The 25,253-nt window shown below is 64.7% G+C and carries 25 protein-coding genes and 1 tRNA gene; 15 read left to right on the top strand and 11 right to left on the bottom strand.

The genetic code is table 11. The annotated features are described in order from the left end of the window. Positions 1 to 150 precede the first annotated feature (150 nt). The 5 genes from QA645_RS16260 (at position 151) to QA645_RS16240 (ending at position 4,418) form a co-directional block, all read left to right on the top strand. Positions 151 to 999, top strand: a complete 849-nt coding sequence (locus QA645_RS16260) for a transglutaminase family protein (RefSeq protein WP_283051477.1) — start codon at positions 151 to 153, stop codon at positions 997 to 999. A 112-nt stretch (positions 1,000 to 1,111) separates the two neighbouring features. Beyond that, on the top strand, positions 1,112 to 2,308 hold the full coding sequence (locus tag QA645_RS16255; RefSeq protein ID WP_283051476.1) for an acyl-CoA dehydrogenase family protein: 1,197 nt from the start codon (positions 1,112 to 1,114) through the stop codon (positions 2,306 to 2,308). Positions 2,309 to 2,362: 54 nt separating this feature from the next. Continuing rightward, a complete protein-coding gene (locus QA645_RS16250; RefSeq protein WP_283051475.1) occupies positions 2,363 to 2,770 on the top strand; it encodes a carboxymuconolactone decarboxylase family protein in 408 nt (135 codons plus the stop codon). A gap of 106 nt (positions 2,771 to 2,876) precedes the next feature. Next, positions 2,877 to 3,635, top strand: coding sequence for a proteasome-type protease (locus QA645_RS16245; protein WP_011088363.1), 759 nt, complete (start codon positions 2,877 to 2,879; stop codon positions 3,633 to 3,635). A gap of 24 nt (positions 3,636 to 3,659) precedes the next feature. Further along, a complete protein-coding gene (locus tag QA645_RS16240) occupies positions 3,660 to 4,418 on the top strand; it encodes an SDR family oxidoreductase (protein ID WP_254132404.1) in 759 nt (252 codons plus the stop codon). 195 nt (positions 4,419 to 4,613) lie between these two features. Here the strand turns inward: QA645_RS16240 and QA645_RS16235 are convergent, their stop codons facing one another. Continuing rightward, positions 4,614 to 5,849, bottom strand: a complete 1,236-nt coding sequence (locus QA645_RS16235) for an MFS transporter (protein WP_283051474.1) — start codon at positions 5,847 to 5,849, stop codon at positions 4,614 to 4,616. A 160-nt stretch (positions 5,850 to 6,009) separates the two neighbouring features. Between QA645_RS16235 and QA645_RS16230 the strand changes: the two genes are divergently transcribed. After that, the gene (locus QA645_RS16230; RefSeq protein ID WP_283051473.1) at positions 6,010 to 7,260 is read left to right on the top strand and encodes a nucleoside transporter C-terminal domain-containing protein; all 1,251 of its coding nucleotides are present in this window, start codon (positions 6,010 to 6,012) and stop codon (positions 7,258 to 7,260) included. Positions 7,261 to 7,295: 35 nt separating this feature from the next. Here the strand turns inward: QA645_RS16230 and QA645_RS16225 are convergent, their stop codons facing one another. Then, entirely contained in the window at positions 7,296 to 8,366 is a 1,071-nt protein-coding gene (locus QA645_RS16225) for a GntG family PLP-dependent aldolase (protein ID WP_283051471.1), read from the bottom strand. A gap of 27 nt (positions 8,367 to 8,393) precedes the next feature. Next, on the bottom strand, positions 8,394 to 9,314 hold the full coding sequence (locus QA645_RS16220) for an amino acid ABC transporter substrate-binding protein (protein WP_283051469.1): 921 nt from the start codon (positions 9,312 to 9,314) through the stop codon (positions 8,394 to 8,396). A gap of 78 nt (positions 9,315 to 9,392) precedes the next feature. Here QA645_RS16220 and QA645_RS43345 point away from each other — a divergent pair, with 78 nt between their 5' ends. Both QA645_RS43345 and QA645_RS16215 read left to right on the top strand, forming a co-directional pair. After that, entirely contained in the window at positions 9,393 to 9,758 is a 366-nt protein-coding gene (locus QA645_RS43345; RefSeq protein ID WP_349253182.1) for a LysR family transcriptional regulator, read from the top strand. Further along, on the top strand, positions 9,653 to 10,384 hold the full coding sequence (locus QA645_RS16215) for a LysR substrate-binding domain-containing protein (protein WP_283051467.1): 732 nt from the start codon (positions 9,653 to 9,655) through the stop codon (positions 10,382 to 10,384). The genes QA645_RS43345 and QA645_RS16215 overlap by 106 nt, the downstream gene beginning before the upstream one ends. Before the next feature lie 19 nt (positions 10,385 to 10,403). On the opposite strand, the gene QA645_RS16210 is transcribed toward QA645_RS16215, so the two are convergent. The 3 genes from QA645_RS16210 to QA645_RS16200 all read right to left on the bottom strand — a co-directional run bounded on the left by QA645_RS16210 (position 10,404) and on the right by QA645_RS16200 (position 12,979). After that, entirely contained in the window at positions 10,404 to 11,618 is a 1,215-nt protein-coding gene (locus tag QA645_RS16210; protein WP_283051466.1) for a rhomboid family intramembrane serine protease, read from the bottom strand. 295 nt (positions 11,619 to 11,913) lie between these two features. After that, positions 11,914 to 12,480 (bottom strand): cupin domain-containing protein, encoded by a 567-nt coding sequence (locus tag QA645_RS16205; RefSeq protein WP_283053217.1) that lies wholly within the window; start codon positions 12,478 to 12,480, stop codon positions 11,914 to 11,916. A gap of 211 nt (positions 12,481 to 12,691) precedes the next feature. After that, on the bottom strand, positions 12,692 to 12,979 hold the full coding sequence (locus QA645_RS16200) for an usg protein (protein WP_254132412.1): 288 nt from the start codon (positions 12,977 to 12,979) through the stop codon (positions 12,692 to 12,694). Positions 12,980 to 13,368: 389 nt separating this feature from the next. On the opposite strand from QA645_RS16200, the gene QA645_RS16195 reads away from it, so the two are divergent. Then, positions 13,369 to 13,683: a co-chaperone GroES gene (locus QA645_RS16195; RefSeq protein WP_014494241.1), complete on the top strand. Its 315-nt coding sequence runs from the start codon at positions 13,369 to 13,371 to the stop codon at positions 13,681 to 13,683. 48 nt (positions 13,684 to 13,731) lie between these two features. After that, a complete protein-coding gene (gene groL, locus QA645_RS16190; RefSeq protein ID WP_283051465.1) occupies positions 13,732 to 15,372 on the top strand; it encodes a chaperonin GroEL in 1,641 nt (546 codons plus the stop codon). Positions 15,373 to 15,549: 177 nt separating this feature from the next. Here the strand turns inward: groL and lepB are convergent, their stop codons facing one another. The 4 genes from lepB to QA645_RS16170 form a co-directional block, all read right to left on the bottom strand. Then, entirely contained in the window at positions 15,550 to 16,299 is a 750-nt protein-coding gene (lepB, locus tag QA645_RS16185) for a signal peptidase I (RefSeq protein ID WP_283051463.1), read from the bottom strand. Positions 16,300 to 16,463: 164 nt separating this feature from the next. After that, on the bottom strand, positions 16,464 to 17,615 hold the full coding sequence (locus QA645_RS16180; protein WP_283051462.1) for an SPFH domain-containing protein: 1,152 nt from the start codon (positions 17,613 to 17,615) through the stop codon (positions 16,464 to 16,466). A 402-nt stretch (positions 17,616 to 18,017) separates the two neighbouring features. Continuing rightward, positions 18,018 to 18,090 (bottom strand) — tRNA-Phe (locus QA645_RS16175). Positions 18,091 to 18,282: 192 nt separating this feature from the next. Beyond that, positions 18,283 to 19,116, bottom strand: a complete 834-nt coding sequence (locus tag QA645_RS16170) for a LysR family transcriptional regulator (RefSeq protein WP_283051460.1) — start codon at positions 19,114 to 19,116, stop codon at positions 18,283 to 18,285. Between the two features lie 126 nt (positions 19,117 to 19,242). Between QA645_RS16170 and QA645_RS16165 the strand changes: the two genes are divergently transcribed. The 4 genes from QA645_RS16165 to QA645_RS16150 all read left to right on the top strand — a co-directional run bounded on the left by QA645_RS16165 (position 19,243) and on the right by QA645_RS16150 (position 22,840). Then, positions 19,243 to 19,836: a cysteine hydrolase family protein gene (locus QA645_RS16165; RefSeq protein ID WP_283051459.1), complete on the top strand. Its 594-nt coding sequence runs from the start codon at positions 19,243 to 19,245 to the stop codon at positions 19,834 to 19,836. A gap of 12 nt (positions 19,837 to 19,848) precedes the next feature. Continuing rightward, complete coding sequence (locus QA645_RS16160) at positions 19,849 to 20,487, top strand: glutathione binding-like protein (RefSeq protein ID WP_283051457.1); 639 nt, start codon at positions 19,849 to 19,851, stop codon at positions 20,485 to 20,487. A 111-nt stretch (positions 20,488 to 20,598) separates the two neighbouring features. Beyond that, complete coding sequence (locus QA645_RS16155) at positions 20,599 to 21,933, top strand: caspase family protein (protein WP_283051455.1); 1,335 nt, start codon at positions 20,599 to 20,601, stop codon at positions 21,931 to 21,933. A gap of 82 nt (positions 21,934 to 22,015) precedes the next feature. Then, positions 22,016 to 22,840, top strand: coding sequence for an SDR family NAD(P)-dependent oxidoreductase (locus QA645_RS16150; protein WP_283051453.1), 825 nt, complete (start codon positions 22,016 to 22,018; stop codon positions 22,838 to 22,840). 69 nt (positions 22,841 to 22,909) lie between these two features. On the opposite strand, the gene QA645_RS16145 is transcribed toward QA645_RS16150, so the two are convergent. Beyond that, positions 22,910 to 23,986, bottom strand: a complete 1,077-nt coding sequence (locus QA645_RS16145; protein ID WP_283051450.1) for a tlde1 domain-containing protein — start codon at positions 23,984 to 23,986, stop codon at positions 22,910 to 22,912. A gap of 658 nt (positions 23,987 to 24,644) precedes the next feature. Between QA645_RS16145 and QA645_RS16140 the strand changes: the two genes are divergently transcribed. Beyond that, on the top strand, positions 24,645 to 25,172 hold the full coding sequence (locus QA645_RS16140) for a FecR domain-containing protein (protein WP_254132422.1): 528 nt from the start codon (positions 24,645 to 24,647) through the stop codon (positions 25,170 to 25,172). The last annotated feature ends 81 nt before the right edge of the window (positions 25,173 to 25,253 follow it).

The following is a 25,253-nucleotide window of genomic DNA, read 5'->3' as shown; positions in this document are numbered from 1 at the left end:
CGGGATATCGTCATGGCCGGGCTTGTCCCGGCCATCCACGTTCTTGCTGCCGCGCGGTGAGGAAGAGCGTGGATGCCCGGGACCAGCCCGGGCACGACGAGCTTCTTCGCGAAAGGCAGTCGGGCCTAACCACTAACTGCACGGTTCCCCATGCGCCTGCGAATCCAGCACACCACGACCTATCGCTACGAGCCGCAGGCGACGAGCGTGATCCAGATCCTGCGCATGACCCCGTGCAGCCATGACGGGCAATATGTGGCGGAATGGCAGATCGACGTCTCGACCGACACCAAGCTCGACATCCATGAGGACGCCTTCGGCAACGTCACCCATGTCTTGTCATGCGGACCCGTCGGCGACATCAAGATCACGGCCGAGGGCCTGATCGAGACCCACGATACAGGCGGCGTGCTGCGCGGCGCCGACGAGCGCTTTCCCGCCGACATGTTTCTGCGCACCACCGATCTCACGACCGTCAATCCTGCGATGGCAGCGGTCGCGCGCCAGTTGCGCAGCGAGGCCGAGAGCGACACGCTGGGCTTCCTGCACACGCTGATGAGCGAGATCAGCGACCACATGACCTTCGACGAAGATCCGACCAACAGCGGCACGTCGGCGGCCGAAGCGTTCACGCTCAAGCGCGGCGTCTGTCAGGACTATGCGCATATCTTCATCGCCTGCGCCCGCACCGGCGGCGTGCCGGCGCGCTTCGTCTCCGGACACTTTTTGCGCTCCGACGGCACCGTGCATCAGGACGCCGGCCATGCCTGGGCGGAAGCCTACGTTCCCGATCTCGGCTGGGTCGGTTTCGACCCTGCCAACAGCATCTGCACCACCGACGCCCATGTCCGCGTCGCCATCGGGCTCGATTATCTCGGCGCGGCACCGGTGCGCGGCACCCGCTATGGCGGGGGCGCGGAGACGCTGACGGTCGCGGTCAGGGTCGAGCAGGCCGGCCGCGGCGGCCAGTCGCAATCGCAATCCCAGCGGCAGAGCTAGGCTCGGCGGCAAGCGTTACAGCCGTAATCGACGGCGACCGCGCTGAAACCGCATCGTAGCGCCGTCTCTTCAACCTCCGTTGCGATCCATCCCGCAACAGAGGTTGAGACAGATGCGGCTTCAAGAAAAAATCAGCAATTCCCTGGCACTGCGCGATCCTCACAAGGGCATGCTTCTGGGCATCGGCGAGTTGGCGCCCGAGATCACGGCACGCGCCGCCGAGATCGAAGCTGCGCGCCGTCTCCCGCCCGATCTGGTGGAACGGCTGAAATCAATCGGACTGTTTCGGATGTTCGTGCCGCGGAGCCATGGCGGGCTGGAGCTTGATCTGCCGGCCGGGCTCGAGGTGATGAAGACGCTGACCCGTCTCGACGGCTCGATCGGCTGGCTCGCGATCGTTGCCGGCGTCGGCGGCCTTTTCGCCGCCGCGTCGCGTCCTGAACTGTATCAGCAGATCTATCAGGACGGACCGGACGTGGCGATCTGCGGCTCGTCGCAGCCGGCAGGAACGGCGGAGCGCGTGGCCGACGGCTATCGCGTCAAAGGGCGCTGGCCGTTCGCCAGCAGCTGCACCCATGCCGACTGGATCGGCGGGTTTTGCGTTGTCACCGACCGCGGCAAGCCGGTCCCGGGCCCGCAGGGCAAGCCGTTGGTTCGTGCAATCATGCTGCCGGCGCGCGATTGGGAGATCGAGGACACCTGGCACGCAGCAGGGCTCAAGGGCACCGGCAGCCATCACATCACGCTGCGGGAGACATCCGTTCCCGATACCCACGTCTTCGATGTCGATGCTGCCCCGCGCCTGTCGGGTCCGCTCTATCAGTCGTTGCGGCAATGGCTGCCGTTGCTGCACGGGACCTTCTCGGTGGGCCTCGCCGAGGGCACCGTCGATGATCTGCTCGCGCTGGCCCATACCGGGCGGCAGCAATTATACGCGGCCGTGCCGATGCGGGAGTCCGAGATTTTCCAGTACGAGCTCGGCCGGATTTCCGCGGACCTGAAGGCGGCGCAGGCGTTTCACGAGGTGCAGGTCGCCAGCCATTGGCGGCGCGCGCTGTCGGGAACGCTGAACGACCCGGATCTCCTGGTCGAAGGGGCCCGATCCGCGGCCTGGCTCGCCACGACCTGCGTCGGCATTGCGGACGCCTGCTTTGCGCTGGCGGGTAGCAGCGCGGTCTATGACAGCTCGCCGCTGCAGCGGCGTCTGCGCGATCTTCACGTCGGCGCGCAGCACGCTCACGCACAGCAGCGCCAATATGTCGAGGTCGGCAGGCTGGCGTTGCGTCGCTCGGCCGAGCAGGCCTGTTGATCGCACCAGCCGTGCTACAATCGCAGGATCAGACCTGACCCTGCGAGGACCCCCATGGCGACCGTGAAGCTGCTTTCGGACGATGAACTCTCCAGCGAGGCGCGCGCCGTTTTCGACGACATCCGAAAAGTCCGGCAATCGGATTTCGTCAACAATTTCTGGCGCGCGCTGGCGCATGATCCGAAGACGCTGCGGCGGACCTGGGAGAGCATCATGGAGGTGATGGCGCCGGGCGCGCTCGATCCCAAGGTCAAGGAGATGCTTTATGTCGCGGTCTCGATCGCGCATGGCTGCAGCTACTGCATCCATTCGCACACCGCGGCCGCCCGGGCCAAGGGCATGACCGAGGCCGAATATGGCGAGCTGCTTGCCATCGTCGGCATGGCTTCGGAAACCAACCGGCTGGTCACCGCGCTCGGCGTCCCCGTCGACCGGGCGTTTCTCGCCGATGCCGCTGACTGAGCTAGGCTTTTTGCCCCGTCGATGCATCCCATTGGGGGTTTCATGCGCCTCCGAAATTGGCTACTAGATTGGCGCCGGCAAAAGCGCTCGCGTTCGGGGACTGGAAATGACCTATTGTTGTGGAATCCTGGTTCGGGACGGGCTGGTCATGATCGCCGACACCCGTACCAACGCCGGCCTCGACAATGTCTCGACCTTCCGCAAGCTGCACATCTTCTCCAAGCCGGGCGACCGCATCATGGCGATCGCCAGCGCCGGCAATCTCGCCATCAGCCAGTCGGTGCTCTCCACCCTGACCGAGGGTCTTGAGGACCCGAACACGGGCGAGATCGAGACGCTGATGAACGCGCCGACCATGTTCCAGGCCGCCCAGCGCATCGGTCGGGCGATCCGGGCGGTGCACGCGACCGAAGGCCCGGCGCTGAAATCCGAGGACGTGTCGTTCGACGTTTCCTTCCTGTTCGGCGGCCAGATCAAGGGCGCACGCATGCGCCTGTTCATGGTCTACACGGCCGGCAATTTCATCGAATGCACCACCGACACGCCCTACCTGCAGATCGGCGAGCACAAATACGGCAAGCCGGTGCTCGACCGCGCCATGCATTACGACGTCGAGCTCTACGAGGCGCTGAAGACCGGCCTGATCTCGATGGACTCGACCATGCGCTCGAACCTCGGCGTCGGTCTTCCCATCGACGTGCTGGTGGTGCGCGCGGATGCCTGCGATGCCGATCTCAACCACCGCATCGAGGCAGGCGAGCCCTATTTCCACGACCTGCGCTCGCGCTGGTCGGCGGCGCTGCGCGCGGCGCATCAGAATATTCCGCGGCCGCCCTACAAGAACGAAAAAGAACCCAAAACCTGACAACTGAAGAAAAGGCAGGAAACGATGAGTGAAGCAAAAAAGATCGCAGTGGTGACGGGCGCCGGCACCGGTGTCGGACGCGCCGCGTCGCTGGCGCTGATGAACACCGGCTTCACCGTGGTGCTGGTCGGGCGCCGGCTCGACATGCTCGAGGAGACCGCCAAGCTCGGCCCCGCGGGCAAGAGCCTCTGCGTCACCGCCGACATGACCAAGCCCGACTCGATCGCCGCGCTGTTCGACAAGGTGAAGGCGACCTACGGCCGGCTCGACGTGCTGTTCAACAATGCCGGCATGGGCGCGCCCGCCGTCAATTTCGAGGACCTCAGCCTCGAGCAGTGGCAGGCGGTGGTGAACACCAACCTCACCGGCCCGTTCCTGTGCACCCAGCACGCCTTCCGCATCATGAAGGACCAGAGCCCGCGCGGCGGCCGCATCATCAACAACGGCTCGATCTCGGCGCATGCGCCGCGGCCGTTCTCGGCGGCCTACACCTCGACCAAGCACGCCATCACCGGCCTGACCAAGGCGAGCAACCTCGACGGCCGCATGTACGACATCGCGGTCGGCCAGGTCGACATCGGCAATGCCGCAACGCCGATGACCGACCGCATGGTCAACGGCCCCGGCGTGCTGCAGCCGGACGGCACCACCAAGCACGAGCCGCGCATGGATGCGAAGGCGGTCGGCGATGCCGTGGCCTACATGGCCGGCCTGCCGCTCGACGCCAACGTGCTGACCATGACGGTGATGGCCAGCAAGATGCCGTTCGTCGGACGAGGCTGAACCAAAACTACGAAAACAACCCCATGCACAGTAGGCGCCAAGAGGCGCCTGCTGCTGCCGGGCTTGCGGGGTGACGCGGCGTAAGTCCACGCGCTGCTTCAGCAATCGTCATTGCGAGCGCAGACTTGCCGCTCTCGTGCCCCGGACGCAGCGCGGCATGCAATGACGCGCTGCAGCGCGTCCGGGACACGAGCCCTACTCCAAACTCTCCACCTGCCGCAGGCTGGGGAACAGCTTCATCCACAGCAAGGCCACCGCAACCGTGCAGACGCCGCCGAGCACGGCGGCCGGCATGGCGCCGAACAGCGCGGCGGTCAGCCCGCTCTCGAACTGGCCGAGCTGGTTCGAGGCGTTGATGAAGAGAAAATTGACCGCGCCGACGCGGCCGCGCATCTCGTCGGGTGTGGACAATTGCACCAGCGAGAAGCGGATCACGACGCTGATCGTGTCGGCGGCACCCAGAACTGCGAGCGACAGCACCGACAGCCACATCCAGGACGACAGCGCGAACACGATCGTGGCCACCCCGAACACGATCACCGCCTGGAACATGCGCAGGCCGACATGCCGCGTAATGGCGTGGCGCGCCAGCACCATGGTCATCAGCAGCGCGCCGACGGCCGGCGCGGCACGCAGCACGCCGAGCCCGACCGGACCGGTCTGCAGGATGTCGCGGGCATAGATCGGCAGCAGCGCGGTTACGCCGCCGAACAGCACCGCGAACAAATCGAGCGAGATGGTGCCGAGGATCGCCGGATTGCTGCGGATGAAGCGGACGCCGGCAAAGATATTGTCCGTGCTCTCGTCCCTGGCCACGGCCTGCGGACGCGGCTGGATGAAGCCGGTCAGGATCATCCCGAGAATCCAGAACAGCAGCATCACGGCGTAAGCGAGATGCGGCGCGATCGCATAGGCAAAGCCGCCGAGCGCCGGCCCGGTGATGGTCGCGACCTGGCCTGCGCCGCTCGCTACTGCGGTGGCACGCTGCAGCGAGCCCTGCGGCGCGATGAGCGGCAGCAGGGCCGCCGTGGTCGGGCTCTCGAAGGCGCCGGCAATGCCGAGCACGAAGGTCGCGACGAAAATCTGCACCTCGCTGACCGCGCCGAGATAGGTAATGACGGCGAGATAGAGCGCGGTCGCGGCTTCCACCAGCTGGCAGAGCTGGACCACGCGCTTGCGCTCAAAACGGTCGGCGGCGTGGCCGGCGACGAAGACGAGCAGCGCGGTGGGCGCGAACTGTACGAGCCCGACCATGCCGAGGTCGAAAGCCGAGCCGGTGAGATCGTAGATCTGCCAGCCGATCGCGACCGCCGCGATCTGGCTGGAAAAGCGTGACAGGCTGCGCGAGAGCAGGAAGAACAGGAAGGCGCGGTGGCGGAGGAGCTCTCCGGCGCTGACCGCCGGACGGGCTGAAACTGGCTGCTCTGGCATTGCCTCTTCGGTCACGCTCGGCTGGTCCGCCCCTGATATCGACGCGCTCCCCGCGTGGCTGACGCGGGCCTGCTTGTCAACAGCGGGCGGCCCCCGGCGCCATCCGGCATTGCGTTTGCAACGCACGCGCGGCCATAATCATTGGGGCTTTGGGGACATCATGCTGCGGCTGCAATCGACACTCGGCGTTTTCGCATTGCTGCTGATCGCGTTCGCGCTGGCGGAGAATCGCCGCGCGGTCTCGCTTCGGCAGGCGCTGATCGGCCTCGTCGTGACCTTCGTCACCGCGATCGTGCTCTTGAAGGTGCCGATCGTGGCGCATGCCTTCGGCGCCATCAATGACGCGGTCGGCGCCATCTCGGCGGCCTCGCGCGCGGGCTCCTCCTTCGTGTTCGGCTATGTCGGCGGCGGTCCCCTGCCCTTCGACCTGAAGGTACCGGGCGCCGATTTCATCCTGGCGTTCCAGGCGCTGCCGATCGTGCTCGTCATGAGCGTGCTGACGACGCTGCTGTTCTATTGGCGCGTGCTGCCGCCGATCGTGCGCGGCATGGCGTGGCTGCTCGAACGCACGCTCGGCGTCGGCGGTGCGGTCGGGCTCTCGACCGCCGCCAACATCTTCCTCGGCATGGTCGAAGCGCCGCTGTTCGTGCGGCCGTATCTGGCGCAGATGAGCCGCAGCGAATTGTTTCTGGTGATGACCGGCGGCATGGCCGGCATCGCCGGCACCGTGCTGGTGCTCTATGCGACGCTCCTTGCTCCTCTTATTCCCGATGCGGCCGCGCATTTCGTCATCGCCTCGGTGCTGGGGGCGCCGGCCGCGATCCTGGTCAGCCTGATCATGGTGCCCGAGACATCAGACAAGCGCACCGGCGGCGCGCTGGAAGATCCGGAGATGGAAGTCTCCGGCACCATGGATGCGATCGTGAAGGGCACGACCGCGGGGATCGAGCTATTGATCAACATCGTCGCAATGCTGCTGGTGCTGGTGGCGCTGGTCTACCTCGTCAACGCCATCCTCGGCCTGCTGCCGAACATCGGCGGCGGTGCGATCTCGCTGCAGCGGTTGCTGGGCCTCGTGATGGCGCCGGTGTGCTGGCTGATGGGATTGCCCTGGGACCAGGCCGTCACCGCCGGCAGCCTGATGGGCACCAAGACTGTGCTCAACGAGCTGATCGCCTATGTCGACTTCTCAAAGCTGCCGCCGGGTACGCTCGATCCGCGCTCGCGCCTGATCATGCTCTACGCGATGTGCGGCTTCGCCAACTTCGCCAGCCTCGGCATCATGATCGGCGGCCTCGGTGTGATGGCGCCGGAGCGGCGCGACGAGATCAACGCGCTGGGGCTGAAGTCGATCGTGTCGGGCACGCTGACGACGTGCTTGATGGGCGCGATCGTGGGGGTGTTGAGTTAGCAACAGGCCCGCAGCCCGTCACTTCAGCGTATGCCCTAAGCCAAGGCTCCAGCCACGGCGCGAAATGCCGTGACCGCGCGCTCAATATCCGCGTCCTCGATATGGCGATGGGTCACGCAGCGCAATCGCTGCTTGCCCCAAGGCCTCGCCTTCACGCCCATCCCCTCCAGAGCCTCCGACCACGCGGCGCTGTCGCGCCCGGAGCGAGAGACATCGACCTGCACGATATTCGTTTGCGGGATTGTCGCGCTGATCCTCGGATGCATCCCGTTCAGCGCATCGCTCAGAGCGCGCGCACGCCGATGGTCCTCCACCAGACGCACGCCCATGACCTGAACGGCCTCCAGGCCGGCGGCAGCCAGGATGCCGATCTGGCGCTGCGTGCCTCCCAGCATGCGGCGAAATCTGCGGCTCCGGTCGATCGCCGCGCCCGGCCCTGCGAGCACGGCACCGGCCGGCGCGCTCAGGCCCTTCGATAGGCACAGCGAGACCGTGTCGCAATGCCTCGCAACCGCGGCCGGCGCCGTTTCGAGCGCGACCGCGGCGTTGAAGAGCCGCGCACCGTCGAGATGCACAGGGACGCCACGCGCCGAAGCCATGGCGTGCACCGCCTGCATGTGCTCCAGCGGCAGCACGGCGCCACTTGCATTGTTGTGCGAGGTTTCCATCGCGACAAGGGCGGTCCTGAGCTTGTGCCCGTCGCTCTGTAGGGCATCCTCCAGCAAGTTCAGGTCCATCGCGCCGTCGGTACCGGCAACAGCGAGGTAGAACTGTCCCGTGAATGTCGCCGCTCCTCGCTCGGAGGTGTACATATGGGCACGCGATTCCAGCACGATCTGTTCGCTGCGCTGCGACTGCGCCAGCGTCGCCAGCAGATTGGCCATGGTGCAGCTTGGCACAAACAGGCCGGCCTCCTTGCCCAATGCGGCAGCCGCGACGGCCTCCAACTCCCGTACCGTGGGGTCACCGTCGAGCCCGTCATCACCGATCGGCGCCGAGGCCATGCGGGCATACATCGCCTCGGTCGGCTTGGTGACCGTGTCGCTGCGCAGGTCGATGGGCGGCGCCCCGGCGCCCGCCGCGTTCGTCACATGTTGATCTGCCATTGCGGGACCTCTAGAGCGCCTGGTGCTTCATTCGTAGGCTGCCGGGTCGCCGGAATCGGTTGGGTTGGCCAGCGCCCGCTTGAGGGCGGCGCTCATCGGGAATTTCAGGTTGAGGCCATACGGCGGGATCGGTGAATTGAAATATTTGTCGTAGAGCGCCGCAATCTGTCCGTTCTTCATCAGGTCGATCACGGCTTCGTCGACCACCTTCTTGAAGGCAGGATCATCCTTGGGTTCGACGATGCCGTAAGGCGCCATCTCGAGACCCTTGCTGCCGATCACGAAGTCATCCGGCGTCCTTGAAGTTGCGACCGTGGCATAGGCGAGACCGTCGTCGTTGGCGGTGCCGGCCGCACGGCCCGACGACAGCATCAGGAAGGTCTCGGCGGTGTCCTTGGCCGGCACCACCGAGATGCCGAGATTGTTCTTGGCGTTGATCAGCGTGATCACCTTGAAAGTCTGGCCGCCGGCCTGGGCAGCGATGGCCTTGCCGCGAAACGAAGTCGGGTCGTTGACATCGACCCCGCCATCCTTGCGCGCGACGAGGACCACCTGCGCAACGAAGATGGTGGGAGAAAAAGCGGCGAGCTTGTGCCGCTCGATATTGTTGGTGGTGTTGCCGCATTCCAGATCGATCGTGCCGTTGGCTAGCAGCTGAATGCGCGTCGCCGAGGTGATGGGTTGATAGCGGATCTCGAGCTTGGGGAGCTTGAGGGCCGTCTTGATCGCCTGCACCACCTGTTCACAGATTTCCACGGTGTAGCCGATCGGCTTCTGGTTGCCATCGAGATAAGCGAAGGGCACCGAGGTCTCGGGATACCCCAGCGTGATCGAGCCGGTCTCACGGATCTTGTCGAGCCTGCCCGCACCCTGCGCCATGGCCTCGCCGGAAAGAACAAAAGCAGCGACGGCCGCCGCGGCGAGCGCCTTGATCGTTATCGCTTTCATCTCGTCCCCTTCTTCCGCTGATGTCCGTGATGCCGTCCACGGTAGCCAACGAAAGGACGGCCCGGCGCGAACGGCTTCATGCTCTGGACTATCGTCCAAAAGGTCGATCTGATGAAATTCCAGTTTCACACTCTCCTATACGGATTTGATATGGCCACCAGACGGATGGGCTTGAAGCATGTGGAGGCCTTTCGGGCGGTCTTCGTGACGGGATCGATGACGCAGGCAGCTCAGCGCATGCATACCTCGCAACCCCAGATCAGCCGCCTGATCGGGCAGCGGAAGCGATCACGCAATTCCCGCTGTTCGACCGCAGCGGCGGTCGCCTCCGCCCGACCGTGGACGGATCGCGCTTTTTTCAGGAGGTCGAGAAGACCTTCATCGGCCTCGCCGGACTGGAGGCCAGCGCAGCCAGCATCCGTTCGTTCGGTATGGGTCGGCTAAGCGTTGCGGCGATGCCGCGCCTGGCCGGCGGCCTGCTGACGCGCATCGCGGCGCGTTTCAAGATGGACTATCCGCATGTGATGATCTCGATCCGGTCCGGCACGGCGAGCGCCGTGCACGACTGGATCAGCTCCGGGCTCTGCGACATCGGGTTGGCCATGCTCTATGGCGAGGTTGCGGGGGTGCATGTCGAGCCGGTGCTCAGGACACGTTGCGTCGCAATCATGCCGAAAGCACATCGCCTTGCGCAGAAGAAGACGCTGCGCCCTGCCGACTTCGCCGATGAGGCCTTCATCTCCTTCGCCACAGGGAGTCCGCTCTACGATCGCATCGATGCGATCTTCGCGCAGGCGGGCGTTGCACGCCGCATTGTTGCCGAGACCGATCTGGGCGCATCGGTCTGTGCCCTGGTCGCAGCCGGCCTCGGCGTCAGCATCATCAACCCGATTGCCGCACACGACGAAAGCTCCGGCGCGGCTCTGGTCACGCGCCCCTTCAACCCTATCGTCCCCGTGACGATCGCGCTGCTCCATCCACCTCATGCCGCGCCCGGCCGGTTGATTGATGCCTTCGGCGAATATGCCCGCAAGGTCATGGGCGCGGAGTTGGGCTATCTCGAGCGGTAGGCGACCGGCGCAATTCCGCTCAGCTGCACAGTTTCTGCTTCTGCAGGATGCGACGCACTTCAGCCATCTTGGCGCGGCACGGCTCGGCCGCCATGGCCTTCGCCTCGCTGGTTCGTCCCTGTGCCAGCAGCAACACCGCCATAAGGCTCTGCGCGCCGGAGCGCACCGGCCCGCCCGCGACATCCGAGGCGGCGAGCGACATGGCGGTTCGCGCTTCGGTCTCGGCGGAGTTGAAGCTGGCTTTTTCCAGGTAGGCGATCGCGCGGAACAGATGAGCCCGCGGGTCCTTCGGATAGCGGGTCACGAGATCGAGCGACCGGCTCGCCATCTCTTCAGCATTCGTCGGCGCTTCCGACGCGCGGATGTAGTGCAAGGCATCGGCCATGTAGGATGAATAATGCATGGCGGCGAAGCCGGCGCAGACCAGAGACACCGCCAATCCTGCGAACAACGTCATGCCGGCGCTCCGTGGCAGGCTGTCATAGGACCAGAAGGCGAGCCACGGCGTGATCGCAAGCGCGGCGCCGGCCAGCGCACCGCCTGCATGGGCATAGTAGTTGACGTTGCCGGAGGCGCCAAAGGCGAGCGGCAGCAGCGCGGGAATGCCGAAGAACAGCGACGTCTTCAGTCGCGAGATTGTTTGCGCGGCGTCCGCCTCCGGATCGAAGCTCGATACGAACAGCGCGGCGATGAGCCCGGTAATGGCGCCGGACGCACCGACGCCCACCGCGACGGCGGGGCCATTGCCCAGCAACGAGCCGATTTCGCCGGCGACTGCGCTGGCGACGAAGATCAGCGAAAACCAGCCACGGCCGATGAGGCTCTCCAGCCTGACGCCGACGATGAACAGCGCAACGCAATTGCCGACGAGGTGCCACTGGCTGCCATGCAGAAGCGGCGCAAGGCCGATCCGCCACCACTCTCCCCGTCCGACGACCAGATCGTAGCCGGATGCGCCCTGAGCGATCAGCGAGCGGACATCGAGTGAGCCATCCTTGGCAATGTCGATGGCCAGGCTGCGTTGCAGCGCATAGACGAGCAGCAGAACGAAAATCAGGCCAATGGTGAGGAAAGGGATATCGGCCAGAAGCCTGTTGTCGCGAAACAGCGAGCCCTCATCGGACGAGGGCTGAGTGTCGTCGCGCTCGACCGCCGGGGCGATCGGCGCGGCGGGTTGAAACGATCGACCTGGAGCTGGCGCTACAACGCCGCGTCGGCCAAAAGTGGTCGCCATGAATGCATCTCTCGCGTTCTCACAGCCTTGAGTTGACGCGAGGAATGTTTTCGACGGGTTAGCGCAAGCCCTGCGGGCGGCAGGAACCTTCCGACTGGTAACGGCCCGGTTTCCCGGATCGCGGGCTTTTTAGGGATTGCCTGGAGCCCTTCATACGGACGCCATAGCTCGGATGGAGCGCAGCGCAATCCGGGACCAGCTTCGCCGGGGAGAGACTTTCCCGGATTTCGCTTCGCTCCCATCCGGGCTACGCGCTGTCATCGCGGGCTTCTCGCAACGACGTGGAGAGAGTGGCCTACGCCTTCAGCTCCACCGTCTTGAACTCCGCCGGCAGGATCACTTCCAGCAGTTCGACGTCATCGGAGTAATCCAAAATCATGTGCTTGATCTTCGGCGGCTGGGTCCAGGCGCTGCCTTCTTTCATCAGGGTCTCGCCCTGCCCGTCCATGTAGGTCTTCACCCAGCCCTTGAGCACGTAGACCATCTGGAAGTCGACATCGTGGAAGTGGAGCTTCGAAACCTCGGCAGGATCGCAGGGACCCTGCAGGCGGATCACGTGGGCTTGCGCGAGGCCGTGGCTGGCCGCGGCAATGCCGAGGTCGCGATACTTGGCGTAGGCGCGCAGGCCGTCGGCTTTGAAATCTTCCTCGCGGTGATGGCTGATGGCGATGCGCTGCCTTGGGCGGCCGGGTTTCTTCGTCGCGGACGTTTTCGCTGAAGTCTTGGCGGTGGTCGTGCGCGCCTTCGACTTCACGGCCTTGCGTGCGGAGGAACGCACGGCGGCCTTGGCACCGCTTCGTTTCTTCACAGCGGTCTGGGCTGCGCTGCGCGATTTTGTTTTTTTGGTTGTTGTCTTGGCCATGAGCCGGCCTCCCCTGTTGTTATGGGAAGAGGCTAACACGGAAACAGGTCTCGTAGGGTGGGCAAAGCGACTTGTCCGCCGAAGCTCGAAGAGCGAAGGCGGAAGCGTGCCCACGTTCTGCGCGTGATCATGAAGAGATCGTGGGCACGGCGCTTGCGCGCCTTTGCCCACCCTACGAGAGCGGTGCTCGCCGCGAGACCTGGGCCCTATCTCAATTCAATCGGAACACGCCGTCCACGGCGCGCAGCTCGGCCGGCTTGATCAGCTTGGAATGCGCCACCGTCACCGAATGCAGCGGCCCGTCGAGCTTCTCGGTCCAGAACGCGAGGAAGTCTGTCAGCGCCGGGAATTTCGGAAACATGTCGTAGTTCTGCCAGACGTAAGTCTGGAGCAGCGACGGGTGATCCGGCATCCGGTAGAGAATCTGGGCCGTCGTCAGCCCGTAGCCCAGCATCTGTTTCCGGAAGTCCTCGGAAACGCCCCCAACCCGCAATCCCATGCCAACCTCCTTTGCAGGAGCGCATTCAGGGGGCGGCTTGCCGGTACGCTGCTTACGAGCCACCCGGTGGAGATGCGCTCACATGAGAGAAATGTGACGCAAACTGATAATCCATCTCAAGCCCAAAGGTTTAACAAGCTGTTGAAATTCAATGCTTTAGCAGCAGAGACAGCTCCGTGCTAATACGGCCCCGGCGGGTCCCCAAGCTCGGTTAACGATGGTAAAGAGATTTTGGCAGGGCGGGCCTTCAGAGTGCCGATTTTTCTGCTAGAAGCCCTTGCCCCCGCAAAATTCCTGTCCTATTTCAGCCTCGCCTGTGCTAGCACTCGTGGGCACAGACTGCTAATGCCAAAAAATCCTTAACTCGTGCAAATGCTTAGGAGAGCTGCATGAAATTCCGTCCGCTTCACGACCGCGTCGTGGTCAAGCGTATCGACGCAGAAGAGAAGACCGCCGGCGGCATCATCATCCCCGACACTGCCAAGGAAAAGCCCTCGCAGGGTGAAGTCGTCGCCGTTGGCCCCGGTGGCCGCGACGAGGCTGGCAAGCTGATCCCGATCGACCTGAAGGTCGGCGACCGCGTGCTGTTCGGCAAGTGGTCCGGCACCGAAGTGAAGATCGACGGCGTCGATCTCTTGATCATGAAGGAAAGCGACATCATGGGCGTCCTCGACGTCCCCGCTTCCAAGAAGAAGGCGGCCTAACAGCCCCTCTCTCCCTCCCGTCATTCATTATCCAAGGAAAAACTCCAGATGGCAGCCAAAGAAGTCAAATTCTCGGTTGAAGCGCGCGACAAGATGCTGCGCGGCGTCGACGTTCTCGCCAACGCGGTGAAGGTCACGCTCGGTCCGAAGGGCCGCAACGTCGTGCTCGACAAGTCGTTCGGCGCTCCCCGCATCACCAAGGACGGCGTCACCGTCGCCAAGGAGATCGAGCTCGAGGACAAGTTCGAGAACATGGGCGCGCAGATGGTGCGCGAAGTCGCCTCCAAGTCCGCTGACGCGGCCGGCGACGGCACCACCACCGCCACCGTGCTGGCCCAGGCGATCGTGAAGGAAGGCGCCAAGTCGGTTGCCGCCGGCATGAACCCGATGGACCTCAAGCGCGGTATCGACCTCGCGGTCGAAGCCGTGGTTGCGGACCTGCAGAAGAACTCCAAGAAGGTCACCTCGAACGACGAGATCGCCCAGGTCGGCACCATCTCGGCGAACGGCGACCAGGAGATCGGCAAGTTCCTCTCCGACGCCATGAAGAAGGTCGGCAACGAGGGTGTCATCACCGTCGAGGAAGCCAAGTCGCTCGAGACCGAGCTCGACGTCGTCGAGGGCATGCAGTTCGACCGCGGCTACATCTCGCCCTACTTCGTCACCAACGCCGACAAGATGCGCGTTGAGATGGACGACGCCTACATCCTCATCAACGAGAAGAAGCTCTCCTCGCTGAACGAGCTGCTCCCGCTGCTCGAGGCCGTGGTGCAGACCGGCAAGCCGCTGGTCATCGTCGCCGAGGACGTCGAAGGCGAAGCGCTCGCGACCCTGGTCGTGAACCGCCTCCGTGGCGGCCTGAAGGTCGCAGCCGTCAAGGCTCCGGGCTTCGGCGATCGCCGCAAGGCCATGCTGCAGGACATCGCGATCCTGACCGGCGGCCAGGCGATCTCGGAAGATCTCGGCATCAAGCTCGAGAACGTCACGCTCAACATGCTCGGTCGCGCCAAGAAGGTGATGATCGACAAGGAGAACACCACGATCGTCAACGGCGCCGGCAAGAAGGCCGACATCGAGGCGCGCGTGGCCCAGATCAAGGCGCAGATCGAGGAAACCACCTCGGACTACGACCGTGAGAAGCTCCAGGAGCGTCTCGCCAAGCTCGCTGGCGGCGTCGCGGTGATCCGCGTCGGCGGCGCGACCGAGGTCGAGGTGAAGGAGCGCAAGGATCGCGTTGATGACGCGATGCATGCGACCCGCGCGGCTGTCGAGGAAGGCATCGTCCCGGGCGGCGGCGTCGCCCTGCTCCGTGCGTCCGAGCAGCTCAAGGGCCTGCGCACCAAGAACGACGACCAGAAGACCGGCGTCGAGATCGTTCGCAAGGCTTTGTCGGCTCCCGCTCGCCAGATCGCGATCAACGCCGGTGAAGACGGCTCGGTGATCGTCGGCAAGATCCTGGAGAACAAGACCTACGCTTACGGCTTCGACTCCCAGACCGGCGAGTACGTCAACCTCGTCACCAAGGGCATCATCGACCCGACCAAGGTGGTCCGTACCGCGATCCAGAACGCAGCTTCGGTTGCCGCGCTCCTGATCACCACGGAAGCCATGGTCGCCGAGTTGCCCAAGAAGGGCGGCGCCGGTCCGGCAATGCCCCCGGGCGGCGGCATGGGCGGCATGGACTTCTAAGCGACGAAGTCGTCCCGGACGCGGCGCAGCGCGAAGCGGTGCACCGCAGATCCGGGATCTCGCTCCAAATAATACGAAACCCCGGCAGCAATGCCGGGTTTTTGTTTGTGGGGATCGTCATTCCGGGGCGCGCCCGCTTGGGCGCGAGCCCGTGACGAGACGAGAGACGCGGCTGCCTCACCCCACCTTCCCCATCCGATCCGGACGCAGCTCGCCTCGGGAATCGAGCGACCAGAAGATCCGCGTCACCTTGCCGACGAGATTGTCCATCGGCACGAATCCCATCGCACCCATCGCGCGGCTGTCGGTGGAGTTGTCGCGGTTATCGCCGAGCACGAAGACATGGCCGGGCGGCACCGTGACGACATTGGTGTTGTCGTAATAGCCGTTGTCGATGCAGTCATAGGTGACGTAGTTCGCGTCGTTCGGCAGCACCTCGCGCCAGCGCTTGATCTTGGCGCCGGCCTCCAACCCGCAAGCAGCCCCGCCTGCGGCAAAATCCTTGAGCGCAACGCGGATCACCGGCTTGTCGTTGAGGACGAGTTGCCCCTGTCGCATCTGGATGCGGTCGCCGGGCAGGCCCACCACGCGCTTGACGTAGTCGACGGAAATGTCCTTCGGGTTGCGAAACACCACGATGTCGCCGTAGCGGGGCTCCGCGGCAAGGAAGCGGCCCGAGATCCATGACGGCGAGAAGGGAAACGAATAGCGGTCGTAGCCATAGGCATATTTGGCGGCGAAGACGTAGTCGCCGACCACCAGCGTCGGCATCATCGAGCCGGATGGAATGTTGAACGGCTGATACAGGAAGATGCGAAACAGGAACGGCGGCGACCACAACACGGGGACGAGCAGGATCAGGATGACGATCGCCTTCCATTCGCTGGATTTTGCCCGCGGCTGGATGGTGTCCTGAAGAGTGGTCATCGCCTGCCCTGCCCGATGAGGTTGTGCACGGAGACTAGCGCAAGCGATGGCACGCGCAATCCCGATCAGCTCTGTGATCTTGGTCGCACCGATGTGCTCGCGCGTTCGAGACCGACGACAACGCGAAGGACAGCGAAGGGCCGCCCGTGGGCGACCCTTCTATCCTATGCAGTCTCGGGCGCCTTCAGGCGTACGAGCCGGGTCAGGAGGGCATCGAGGCCCTCGCCGTTGCCGGCGTGGAGATCGATGCGGCCGACCTTCTCGACCAGTCGCTCCAGCGACTCCAGCTCCTTGAGCCGAAGCAGCAGGGGGTTCTCCTCCATCAGGCGGGCGGTGTTCAGGAGCGAACGCGTTGCCGCGGTCTCCTCCTGCCGGCGGATCAGGTTCGCCTTCGCGACCCGCTCCGCCTCCACCACCTTGTTCACCAGCTCCCGGATCTCGCCGGGCAGGATCACATCCTTGACGCCGAGCTCGGTGACCTCGACACCGGACTCCGCGACGCGTGCACGCACGTAGTCGCGCAGCTCCGCATCCAGCGCCGCCTTCGCAGACAGCACCTCGTCCAGCGTCCGGCCCGCAACCGCCTCGCGGATCGCGAACTGCACCAGGCGGTACAGCCACGCATCCACGTCGGGCACGGTCGCCACCGTGCGCTCGGGATCGACCACCCGGCGGAACGCCGTCAGCGTCACCCGCAGCGCGATGCGATCCTTGGTCAGCATCTCCTGCGCGGTGATCTCGACCGCCTGGGGCCGCAGGTCGAGGCGCTTCACCTCGATCTTGCGGCCGACGGTCCAGAACGCGTGCCGGCCAGGCGCGAGCCGCTCGACGAGCCGGCCCTCGACGTAGAGCAGGCCCGCCTCGTGGTTCTCGACCACCGTCTCGGACGACACGGCCGAACGGTTGCGCTCGATCATGCTCAGGTGGCGCGCGTCGATCTTGGGATCGCTGGACACATCGATGCGCTCGACATCGATGCGGGTCGCAACCTTCCAGTAGACGCGCACCTGCCAGGGCGTCATCAGATGCACGGGCCGGCCGTCGAGGCTGACGATGGCGATCTCGTCAGCCCGCGTCTCGACCGCCTCGAACAGTTCGGCGGCAAGATCGGGACGCGCGGCCTTCAGCACCGCGTAACGATCCGTGGGGAATTCAGTTCCCACGACGTTGTACACGGTGGCCGTCAGCTCGTTGCGCCAATCGATCAGACGATGCCGACCAGGCGCGAGCACCCGCTCGAGCTGGCCGTTTCGCGTGAGTAGCGCGCGCTCACCGTCCTTGACGGTGACAGTGGTCGTCAGCAAATGCCAGGTCATGACACGCCTCCTTCGTTGCGCCCGGCGGGATGCCGGACGGACAGTTTTCGTTTGCAAAGGACGTGAGGACGCGGACGACGCTTCCTGCAGAGATCGGCGGGCCGTGGCTTGAGCTTGCACGATGACGGGCGCACGCGCGCGATCGCGCGACATCTGTCGCGCGGCCGTGCGGAGCCACCCGGCATCAGCGCAAGCGGTATCTACCGCGGCGCGAAGCCGGTCTCACAGTGTCTAAGTTCGGACGGAAAGCCTTGCGGCAAAACGGCCGGACTGCGACTGAAGCGCGCGTCCGGTCCCCTTCAGAGGAATCAGCTTTTCAGGCTGAAACGGAGCGCTGGAGCGGGATTCGAACCCGCGTCACGATGAGTAAAGATCATCTGCTCTACCACTGAGCTATCCTTTTGGTGCAAGAGACCGGAATCGAACCGATGTCTTCGAGCTTTCAGCCCGACGCTCTCCATGAGCTACGTCCTGCGTTTGCCTTCGTTCGGCGGAACACGAAACCGGAGACCGGCTCGCGCCAGCCGGGATCTCAACGAGCCCGGGCACATGGCCTAGCGAAGGAGCGCGCTAATAAACGAAGCACGTTCGGGTTGCAAGAGGGCGGTAAAGGATTTTTCGTCACGCGCCTTCCGCTGTGACGCAATCGTCACACCGCAGCAACGCCTCAACCGCGCGCCACATCCTGGAAACACGCCCTCACCCACTCGATCGTCACGCGCGTTGCGGCGTCGCGCTTGAGGTGATTTTGCACGAGCAACCAGACGTCGCGCCGTTTCGGCAGCAGCGTCGCGCGCAGGCGACGATCGCGGAGCAGATCCGTGCAAACATACTCCGGCAGCACGCCGGCAGCCTGATACGAGCGGATCAGGCTGCGGATGACGCGGACGTTGTCGGTGACGCAGCGCGCGCGTGCTTGCTTCGTGCGCAGGAACTGCATCTCGGGAATCGCACCGAGCTCGTCGGGATAGGCGCACAGCACCGGCTCGCCCTCGCTCGCAACAGGCTCGAAATAATAGATGCGGGTCTCGCCGAGTTTTGAGATCGCGAAGTCGCCCTTGTCGGGCTTGCGCAGCCGGATGGCGAGATCGGCCTCCCAGCGCGAGAACCTGACGTTCTCGCTCGAGGTGAGGAATTGCAGTGTCAGGCCGGGATTGTTGCGCAGGAAGTCACTCGCGCGCGGCGACAACACCTCCTCGGCGACCGTGTTGGTGGAGGCGATGCGCAGGCGTCCCACCGGACCAGCCAGGCTCGCACCGACGCGACCGATCTCGGCGGCATGCGAGGCCATCGCCTCGACATGCGCCAGCACCGCCTCGCACTGCCGCGTCGGCCTGCGGACGCCGTCGGCGGCCTCGAACAGACGCAAACCGAGCGCGCGCTCGATGCGCGCCAACCTGCGTCCGACCGTCGTCTCGTCGATGCGCAGCCGCGCGCTGGCCCCGGCATAGGTGCCCTCGTCCCTGACGGCAGCGATGATGCGTAGATCGTCCCAGTTCATCGATCGAAGCTATACCGGCCGGTGGCGGCCTGCAATATCGCAGCCACCCGCTGCAATATCCCTGCATATCGGCAGGCGTTACCGGGGCTATCCTTTGCGCGTTTCTGTCCCGGAGATTTCCAGACCATGACGACCGCAAAGACCCTGCTGCAGCTCGCCGGTGCCGATCTCAACCCGCCGCGTCTTGGCGACGCCGCGCTGGTGCTGATCGACATCCAGAACGAATATCTCGCAGGTCCCCTCGCCTTGCCCGACGCCAAGCCCGCGATCGCGCGGGCGGCTGCGCTGCTGGCACGGGCACGCGAGGCAAACGCGGCGATCATCCATATCGCACATCGCGGCAAGGCCGGCAGCCTGTTCGATCGCGGCGCCGACCGCGGCGCCATCGTCGCAGAGCTGGCACCTCGCGCCGGCGAGCTGGTGATCGAGAAGGAGTTGCCGAATGCGTTTGCCGGTACCGATCTGCAGGCGCGCCTTGCCGCAACCGACAGGAAGAACATCGTGCTGGCCGGCTTCATGACGCATATGTGCGTCAGCTCCACCGCGCGCGCCGCGCTCGACCTCGGCTTTCGCACGACGATCGACGCCGACGCCTGCGCCACACGCGACCTTCCCGACGGCCGCGGCGGCACGCTGGATGCCCGAACCATCCACGAGGTCGCCCTCGCCGAGCTATCCGACCGCTTCGCGATCATCGCGCGCGGCGACGTGCTGACATAACGGAGCAACGCGATGCTGCAGCTCTATTTCTCGCCGATGGCCTGCTCGCTTGCGAGCCGCATCGCGCTGATGGAAGCCGGCCTCGATGCGCACTATCATCTGGTGCATCTCGGGACCAAGAAAGTCGCGGACGACGACGGTGATTTCCGCGGCATCTCGTCGAAGGGCGCCGTGCCGGTCCTGGTGCTGGAGAACGGCGAGCGGCTGACCGAGAGCGCGGCGGTGCTGCAATACATCGCCGACCTGAATCCTGAGCGCGGCCTTGCGCCGCGGCCGGGAGAAGCGGATCGCTACCGGTTGCAGGAATGGCTGAGCTTCATCGGTACGGAGATCCACAAGGCGTTCCTGTTTCCGACCTTCTGGTACAAGGACGAGGGCTCGCTCGCCAAGCCGCGCGCGAGGATCGGACAGACATTATCGGTGCCGGCGGCCTATCTTGCAGACCGTGAATTCCTCGTGGGTCAACGCTTCACTGTTGCGGATGCCCATCTCACCTGGGCTTTGCTGCTGCTCCGTGCCGCAGGTGTCGACGTCGCGCAATGGCCGTCGTTGACTGCCTATCTCGAACGCATGCAGGCGCGGCCCACGGTGAGAGAAGCAGTCGCGACCGAGATGGCGCTGCGCAAGACCATGGCAGCCAGCCCGGCGTGACGGGATGTCACGACCGCCAGATCTGACGGTTCCATAGCGGCGAAGCCATTGATGCCGGCGCGGCATGCGCTAATCTGGGAAATATTTTTGATATTTCCCAGGAAGGCATTCATGCGTGCTGCTTCTGGAATTTTACGTCGAATTTCCCTGACTCTTCTCGCCCTCTGGCTGAGCTTTGTCCCCGCGTCGGCGGACAGGCGCGTTGCGCTGGTGATCGGCAACGGCGCCTATGTCTCTACGGCGCAGCTTGCCAACCCGTCGCACGATGCGGAGGACGTCGCGGCCTCGCTCAGGCGCAGCGGCTTCGAGGTCCTGCAAGGCATCGACCTGCGCCAGGCCGACATGCAGGACCTGACCATCCGCTTCGCGCGCGCCGCGAGCCAAGCCGACGTCGCCCTGTTTTATTACAGCGGCCATGCGATGCAGTACAACGGCGTCAACTATCTGATGCCGGTCGACGCCGTGCTGGCCGATGAAGCGGACCTCAAGCGCTTCGTGCGGGTCGACGACATCGTGAACGATTTGCAGCAGGCCAAGAACCTGCGCATCCTCGTGCTGGATTCCTGCCGCGACAATCCGCTCGCCGAAAACCTCAAACGTTCCGCCACGCGCGCCGCCTCGATCGGTCGCGGCCTGTCGAAAGTCGAAGCGCCGCGCGGCACGATCGTGTCGTTCTCGACCCAGTCCGGGCAGACCGCTGCGGACGGCAGCGGTCGCAACAGCCCCTATACGACCGCGTTCCTGAAGCACATCGAGGAGCCGCAGGAGATCGGCGACGTCTTTCGCGACATCAGCAGCGACGTCTATGATTCCAGCGGCAAGACGCAGCTCCCCGAGCTCTCGCTCTCGATCATCGGCAAGTTCTATCTGAACGGGCCGGTGTCGGTCACGGTCGCGCCAGCTGCGCCGCAGGCTGCGCCGAAGGCCGATCCCTGCGCCTCCGCCGAGGCGCACTGGAAGGCGGCCGACAGCATCGGCACGGCCGCTGCCTTCGAGGATCATCTTGCGCGGTTCTCGAATTGCAGCTTCGCCAGTCTCGCCAAGGGACGGATCGAAGCCCTGAAGCAGAAGGTGGTGCTGGCGCCGGCAGCCGGCGACAGCAAGACGTTCGACGGCAAGTGGGACGTCACCATAAGTTGCACGAACTCCGGCAAAGCGCTCGGCTACACCCGATCCCTGTCGGCCACCGTCACGAACGGCGCGCTCCATGCCGAGGATTCGGAGCCGCGCACGAACAACACGCTTGCGATCGACGGACAGATACCGGCTGACGGAAAGACGACGCTGAGCGCTCGGGGCACGACGGGACCGAGCGCCTATACTGTCAACAACGCCGTTCCCGGCTCGCCTTACGCGTACACGATCGACGCGCAATTCGAGCGCACCCGCGGCAGCGGAAAACGCAACGAACTGCGTCCGTGCAGTTTCAATTTCGTCAAACGCTGATCGTGCGATATCACGCACGAGCGGAGACGGCGATCGGCCTCGATCCCGTAGCAAGCTGACATCTCACAACGGGAACAAGATCATGACATCGCATGACGCTACGAAGATATTGGCCGGCAAGGTCGCGCTGGTGACCGGCGCAGGGCGCGGGCTCGGCCGCGCCTTTGCAGAGAAGCTCGCCGCGCTCGGCGCCGATGTCGCCATCCACGGCATGCGCGAGAACGGGCCGGCGGAATATGGCGAGGGCACGACGCTGACCGCAGTGGCCGCGGAGATCGGCCAGCAATTCGGCGTCCGCAGCCAGCGCGCGCTCGGCGATCTCACCAGGGGCGACGACATCGCGCGCGTGGTGGCCGAGACGGAAGGCGCGCTCGGACCGATCGACATCCTCGTGCACAATGCCGGCGGCGACATCGCAGCCGCGGGCGGCAAGCCCGATCCGAACGACGCGGTAAACATCAAGGAGGCCGATGTGCGCGCGGTGCTGGAGCGCAATCTGCTCTCGACCATCCTGACCTGCCAGGCGGTCGCGAAAGGCATGATGCAGCGGCGGCGTGGCCGCATCGTCACGCTCGGCTCGGTCGCCGCCTTCAAGGGACGCACCCAGGGTTCGATCTATGCGGTGTCGAAGGCCGGCGTGACCCACTACACGCGATGCCTGGCCGACCAGCTCCGCGAATACGACATCGCCGTCAACTGCATCGCGCCCGGCGACACCCGCACCGGCCGCTTTCTCGGCACCCGCGCGGTCGACCCCAACCGGATGGTCGAGACCGGCACGCTCGACCGCATCGCGACCGTCGACGAGGTCGCGCGCGTCGTCGAGTTCTTCGCAGGTCCGATGGGCGCCTTCGTTTCGGGCCAGGTGCTGCGGATCGACGGCGGCGGGCAGTGCTGGCCGGGCTGACAACGCAGAGCCAAAAAAGAAAAGGGCCGCAGCGAGCGGCCCTTTTGCATTGCCTGGACTTGGCTGAGATCAGTCGACCCGCGCCAGCACCGCGAGCTTGCGGATGCCCTTGTTGCGATAAGCGTCGAGGAACGCGTAATAGTCCTTGAACGACACGCAGCCGTTGGAGTCGCCGTTCGGCCCGAGCATGAAGGTGTGCGCAAGCAGACCGTCACGGCCGTAGATCGCGCTCTCACCGCCGATCGGGGTCAGACGCAGCGCCGGCACGCCGTGGAACAGCGCTTCGCGCGGCTTCAGATTGTAGATGTGCGGTGGCGTCACGCCGCGCATGCGGACCCGCGAGGAACGGGGATCGTCGAGATTGGAGCCGAGGCCGGAATGCGCCTCAAGCTTGGTGCCATCGGGCAGGTAAACCGTCTTGGCGGTGATGTCGTAGACCGCGGTGTCGCGCTCATAAGGCGCCGAACCGCCAAGCATCGGGTTCTGTTCCTTCGGCGCGATGGCCGAGGTCACGCTGGCATCGGCCGAGGCATAGGCGAGCAAGCCGCCGGACGGCTCACGCTTGCCCCAGAGCTTTTCCACCATCGATTGGCGCGGACCGGTGATCGACATCACCGCGGCCTTGGCGCGATCGGCAAAGGATTTTGGCTTGGCTTCAGGCGCCGGCACGATCTGGGCCGGATCCGCAGAAGCCAATTGCACCGGCGCTTCGGTGCGCTTGGCCTTCGCGGCGTCCGCGATCTTCTCGACGGCCTTGACCGGGCTCTTCAGGACTTCCGCGACCTTGGCGACGACAGTCGGCTTCGCCACGTCCTTGGCTTCGGCGACCTTCGTCGCAGGCACAGCACTCGCGGCGTTGGACTCGACGCCCTGCGTCGCGGCCGCGGCAAAGCGCTCGTTGAACATTTCGCGTGAAATCGGCGCAGCCACCTGCAGCCTGTCGGGCAGCAGTGCAAAGGTTTCCCGGATGGCCTCGCCCGCCTCGCGCAACGCGACCCTGGGCTCACGCTTGATCACGGGCTCGTCGTAGCCGGAGCTGCCGACGGTCGGATAGACGCTGGCGGCGAAGATGTTGTTGTAGACGGTCCAGCCGGCAAGCGCGACGCAGCCGATCACGGCCGCGCCAAGCACGTTTTGGGTGGTCATTTTCCGGGAAGACTTCCGATGGAAATTTTTCGGATTCCGTGCCGCGTAACTTTGCGCAGCGATACTCGTACTCATTCGCCTTGCGTCCAGGACGGTGTCACTCAGTCCCCCTTCGAAGTGCCGCTGGTCACGTTCCGGAACCAGCATTTCGCAGAGGGTCGGAGCGTCATTAAGGCGACTTTTAGTTAAATGCGGATTAAGTTCTGGCAGATGTAGGGCAGCCCATTAACGCTGTGCCATTTCGAGAAAAAGGTCCGCAAAACTACGGACTTAAGCGAAACTGTTAACCATAATTCTCGGCCGGTTCGGCACGGTCAGAGGACGTCTCCGGCCCGCATCTCTAGACCCACCAACCAAGTCGTTTTCGTGGTCATCAATATCCGGAAGATAGCGGAGAAGCGTTGCGCGAGGCTGGTGCAGTCAAGTGCAGATGTCAGCAGAACGGCGGCAGCGGATCACAGAGATCACACATCACGCATCGCGCGACGATCGCTCACGCGGCACGGCGCCATGACTGAAAGTTGATCGCGCCGCTCTGGAAATTGCCGCAGCGCAAAAATAGCTAAACAGCCCGGCACTTTTCAGCAGCCTCTACGCGTGATACGGTACCGTATCAACATCGCCTTGGACTGTGCCGAGCACGCAAACGGAGGCTGGCATGAGAGGGTTTTCGCGCGCCGGGTTTTGCGCCCTGGCGTGGTCATTCGTGTTGATCGGATCTGCAACTGCACAACCGGCCGCCAATGCGGGCTGCACGGCATCGGCGTCGGCCGCTGGGACTCAGACCTGGCGTTGCGACAACGGCATCACCATCGTTGCCGAAAACGGCGCCCGATTTGAACTAAACGACGCCAACCGCGACGGACATATTGACTCCGTGGAGTTGAGCAGCAAGGCGCTGCTGATCGAAGTGCCCAAGAAGCCGGGCGGCAATCCCTTCAAGGTGCTGACGCCGCAAGCCATCGCCGCCGTGCGGGGCACCAAATGGGCGGTCGATGTCGCCGAGGCCAAGACGTCGGTGTTCGTCGCCAACGGCCGGGTCGGCGTGACCCGCAGGGCGGCGCGTGGACGAGGCGTCGTGCTGGGAGTTGGCGAAGGCGTCGACGTGGAAGCGACCGGTCCGCTGACCGTCAAGACATGGGGCCAGCCGCGCGTCGACGCGCTGATGGCAAGACTCGGCCAATAAGACTGGGCCAGTAAGACTCGGCAACAAGACTCGGTCGTCACGACCTGCCCAGGCAGGCCCCGACAACAAAAAGAAGATTGC

Origin of the sequence: Bradyrhizobium sp. CIAT3101 (assembly GCF_029714945.1) — a bacterium.
Lineage (GTDB): Bacteria > Pseudomonadota > Alphaproteobacteria > Rhizobiales > Xanthobacteraceae > Bradyrhizobium.
Note: the sequence above shows the minus strand (reverse complement) of the source record. Positions and strands in the feature narration are given on the sequence as shown.

What these genes read in the sequence shown, in the direction of transcription:
- QA645_RS16260 (WP_283051477.1), top strand. Translation starts at nt 151, where the DNA reads ATGCGCCTGCGAATCCAGCACACCACGACCTATCGCTACGAGCCGCAG.
- QA645_RS16255 (WP_283051476.1), top strand. Translation starts at nt 1,112, where the DNA reads ATGCGGCTTCAAGAAAAAATCAGCAATTCCCTGGCACTGCGCGATCCT.
- QA645_RS16250 (WP_283051475.1), top strand. Translation starts at nt 2,363, where the DNA reads ATGGCGACCGTGAAGCTGCTTTCGGACGATGAACTCTCCAGCGAGGCG.
- QA645_RS16245 (WP_011088363.1), top strand. Translation starts at nt 2,877, where the DNA reads ATGACCTATTGTTGTGGAATCCTGGTTCGGGACGGGCTGGTCATGATC.
- QA645_RS16240 (WP_254132404.1), top strand. Translation starts at nt 3,660, where the DNA reads ATGAGTGAAGCAAAAAAGATCGCAGTGGTGACGGGCGCCGGCACCGGT.
- QA645_RS16235 (WP_283051474.1), bottom strand. Translation starts at nt 5,849, where the DNA reads ATGCCAGAGCAGCCAGTTTCAGCCCGTCCGGCGGTCAGCGCCGGAGAG.
- QA645_RS16230 (WP_283051473.1), top strand. Translation starts at nt 6,010, where the DNA reads ATGCTGCGGCTGCAATCGACACTCGGCGTTTTCGCATTGCTGCTGATC.
- QA645_RS16225 (WP_283051471.1), bottom strand. Translation starts at nt 8,366, where the DNA reads ATGGCAGATCAACATGTGACGAACGCGGCGGGCGCCGGGGCGCCGCCC.
- QA645_RS16220 (WP_283051469.1), bottom strand. Translation starts at nt 9,314, where the DNA reads ATGAAAGCGATAACGATCAAGGCGCTCGCCGCGGCGGCCGTCGCTGCT.
- QA645_RS43345 (WP_349253182.1), top strand. Translation starts at nt 9,393, where the DNA reads ATGCTCTGGACTATCGTCCAAAAGGTCGATCTGATGAAATTCCAGTTT.
- QA645_RS16210 (WP_283051466.1), bottom strand. Translation starts at nt 11,618, where the DNA reads ATGGCGACCACTTTTGGCCGACGCGGCGTTGTAGCGCCAGCTCCAGGT.
- QA645_RS16205 (WP_283053217.1), bottom strand. Translation starts at nt 12,480, where the DNA reads ATGGCCAAGACAACAACCAAAAAAACAAAATCGCGCAGCGCAGCCCAG.
- QA645_RS16200 (WP_254132412.1), bottom strand. Translation starts at nt 12,979, where the DNA reads ATGGGATTGCGGGTTGGGGGCGTTTCCGAGGACTTCCGGAAACAGATG.
- QA645_RS16195 (WP_014494241.1), top strand. Translation starts at nt 13,369, where the DNA reads ATGAAATTCCGTCCGCTTCACGACCGCGTCGTGGTCAAGCGTATCGAC.
- groL (WP_283051465.1), top strand. Translation starts at nt 13,732, where the DNA reads ATGGCAGCCAAAGAAGTCAAATTCTCGGTTGAAGCGCGCGACAAGATG.
- lepB (WP_283051463.1), bottom strand. Translation starts at nt 16,299, where the DNA reads ATGACCACTCTTCAGGACACCATCCAGCCGCGGGCAAAATCCAGCGAA.
- QA645_RS16180 (WP_283051462.1), bottom strand. Translation starts at nt 17,615, where the DNA reads ATGACCTGGCATTTGCTGACGACCACTGTCACCGTCAAGGACGGTGAG.
- QA645_RS16170 (WP_283051460.1), bottom strand. Translation starts at nt 19,116, where the DNA reads ATGAACTGGGACGATCTACGCATCATCGCTGCCGTCAGGGACGAGGGC.
- QA645_RS16165 (WP_283051459.1), top strand. Translation starts at nt 19,243, where the DNA reads ATGACGACCGCAAAGACCCTGCTGCAGCTCGCCGGTGCCGATCTCAAC.
- QA645_RS16160 (WP_283051457.1), top strand. Translation starts at nt 19,849, where the DNA reads ATGCTGCAGCTCTATTTCTCGCCGATGGCCTGCTCGCTTGCGAGCCGC.
- QA645_RS16155 (WP_283051455.1), top strand. Translation starts at nt 20,599, where the DNA reads ATGCGTGCTGCTTCTGGAATTTTACGTCGAATTTCCCTGACTCTTCTC.
- QA645_RS16150 (WP_283051453.1), top strand. Translation starts at nt 22,016, where the DNA reads ATGACATCGCATGACGCTACGAAGATATTGGCCGGCAAGGTCGCGCTG.
- QA645_RS16145 (WP_283051450.1), bottom strand. Translation starts at nt 23,986, where the DNA reads ATGACCACCCAAAACGTGCTTGGCGCGGCCGTGATCGGCTGCGTCGCG.
- QA645_RS16140 (WP_254132422.1), top strand. Translation starts at nt 24,645, where the DNA reads ATGAGAGGGTTTTCGCGCGCCGGGTTTTGCGCCCTGGCGTGGTCATTC.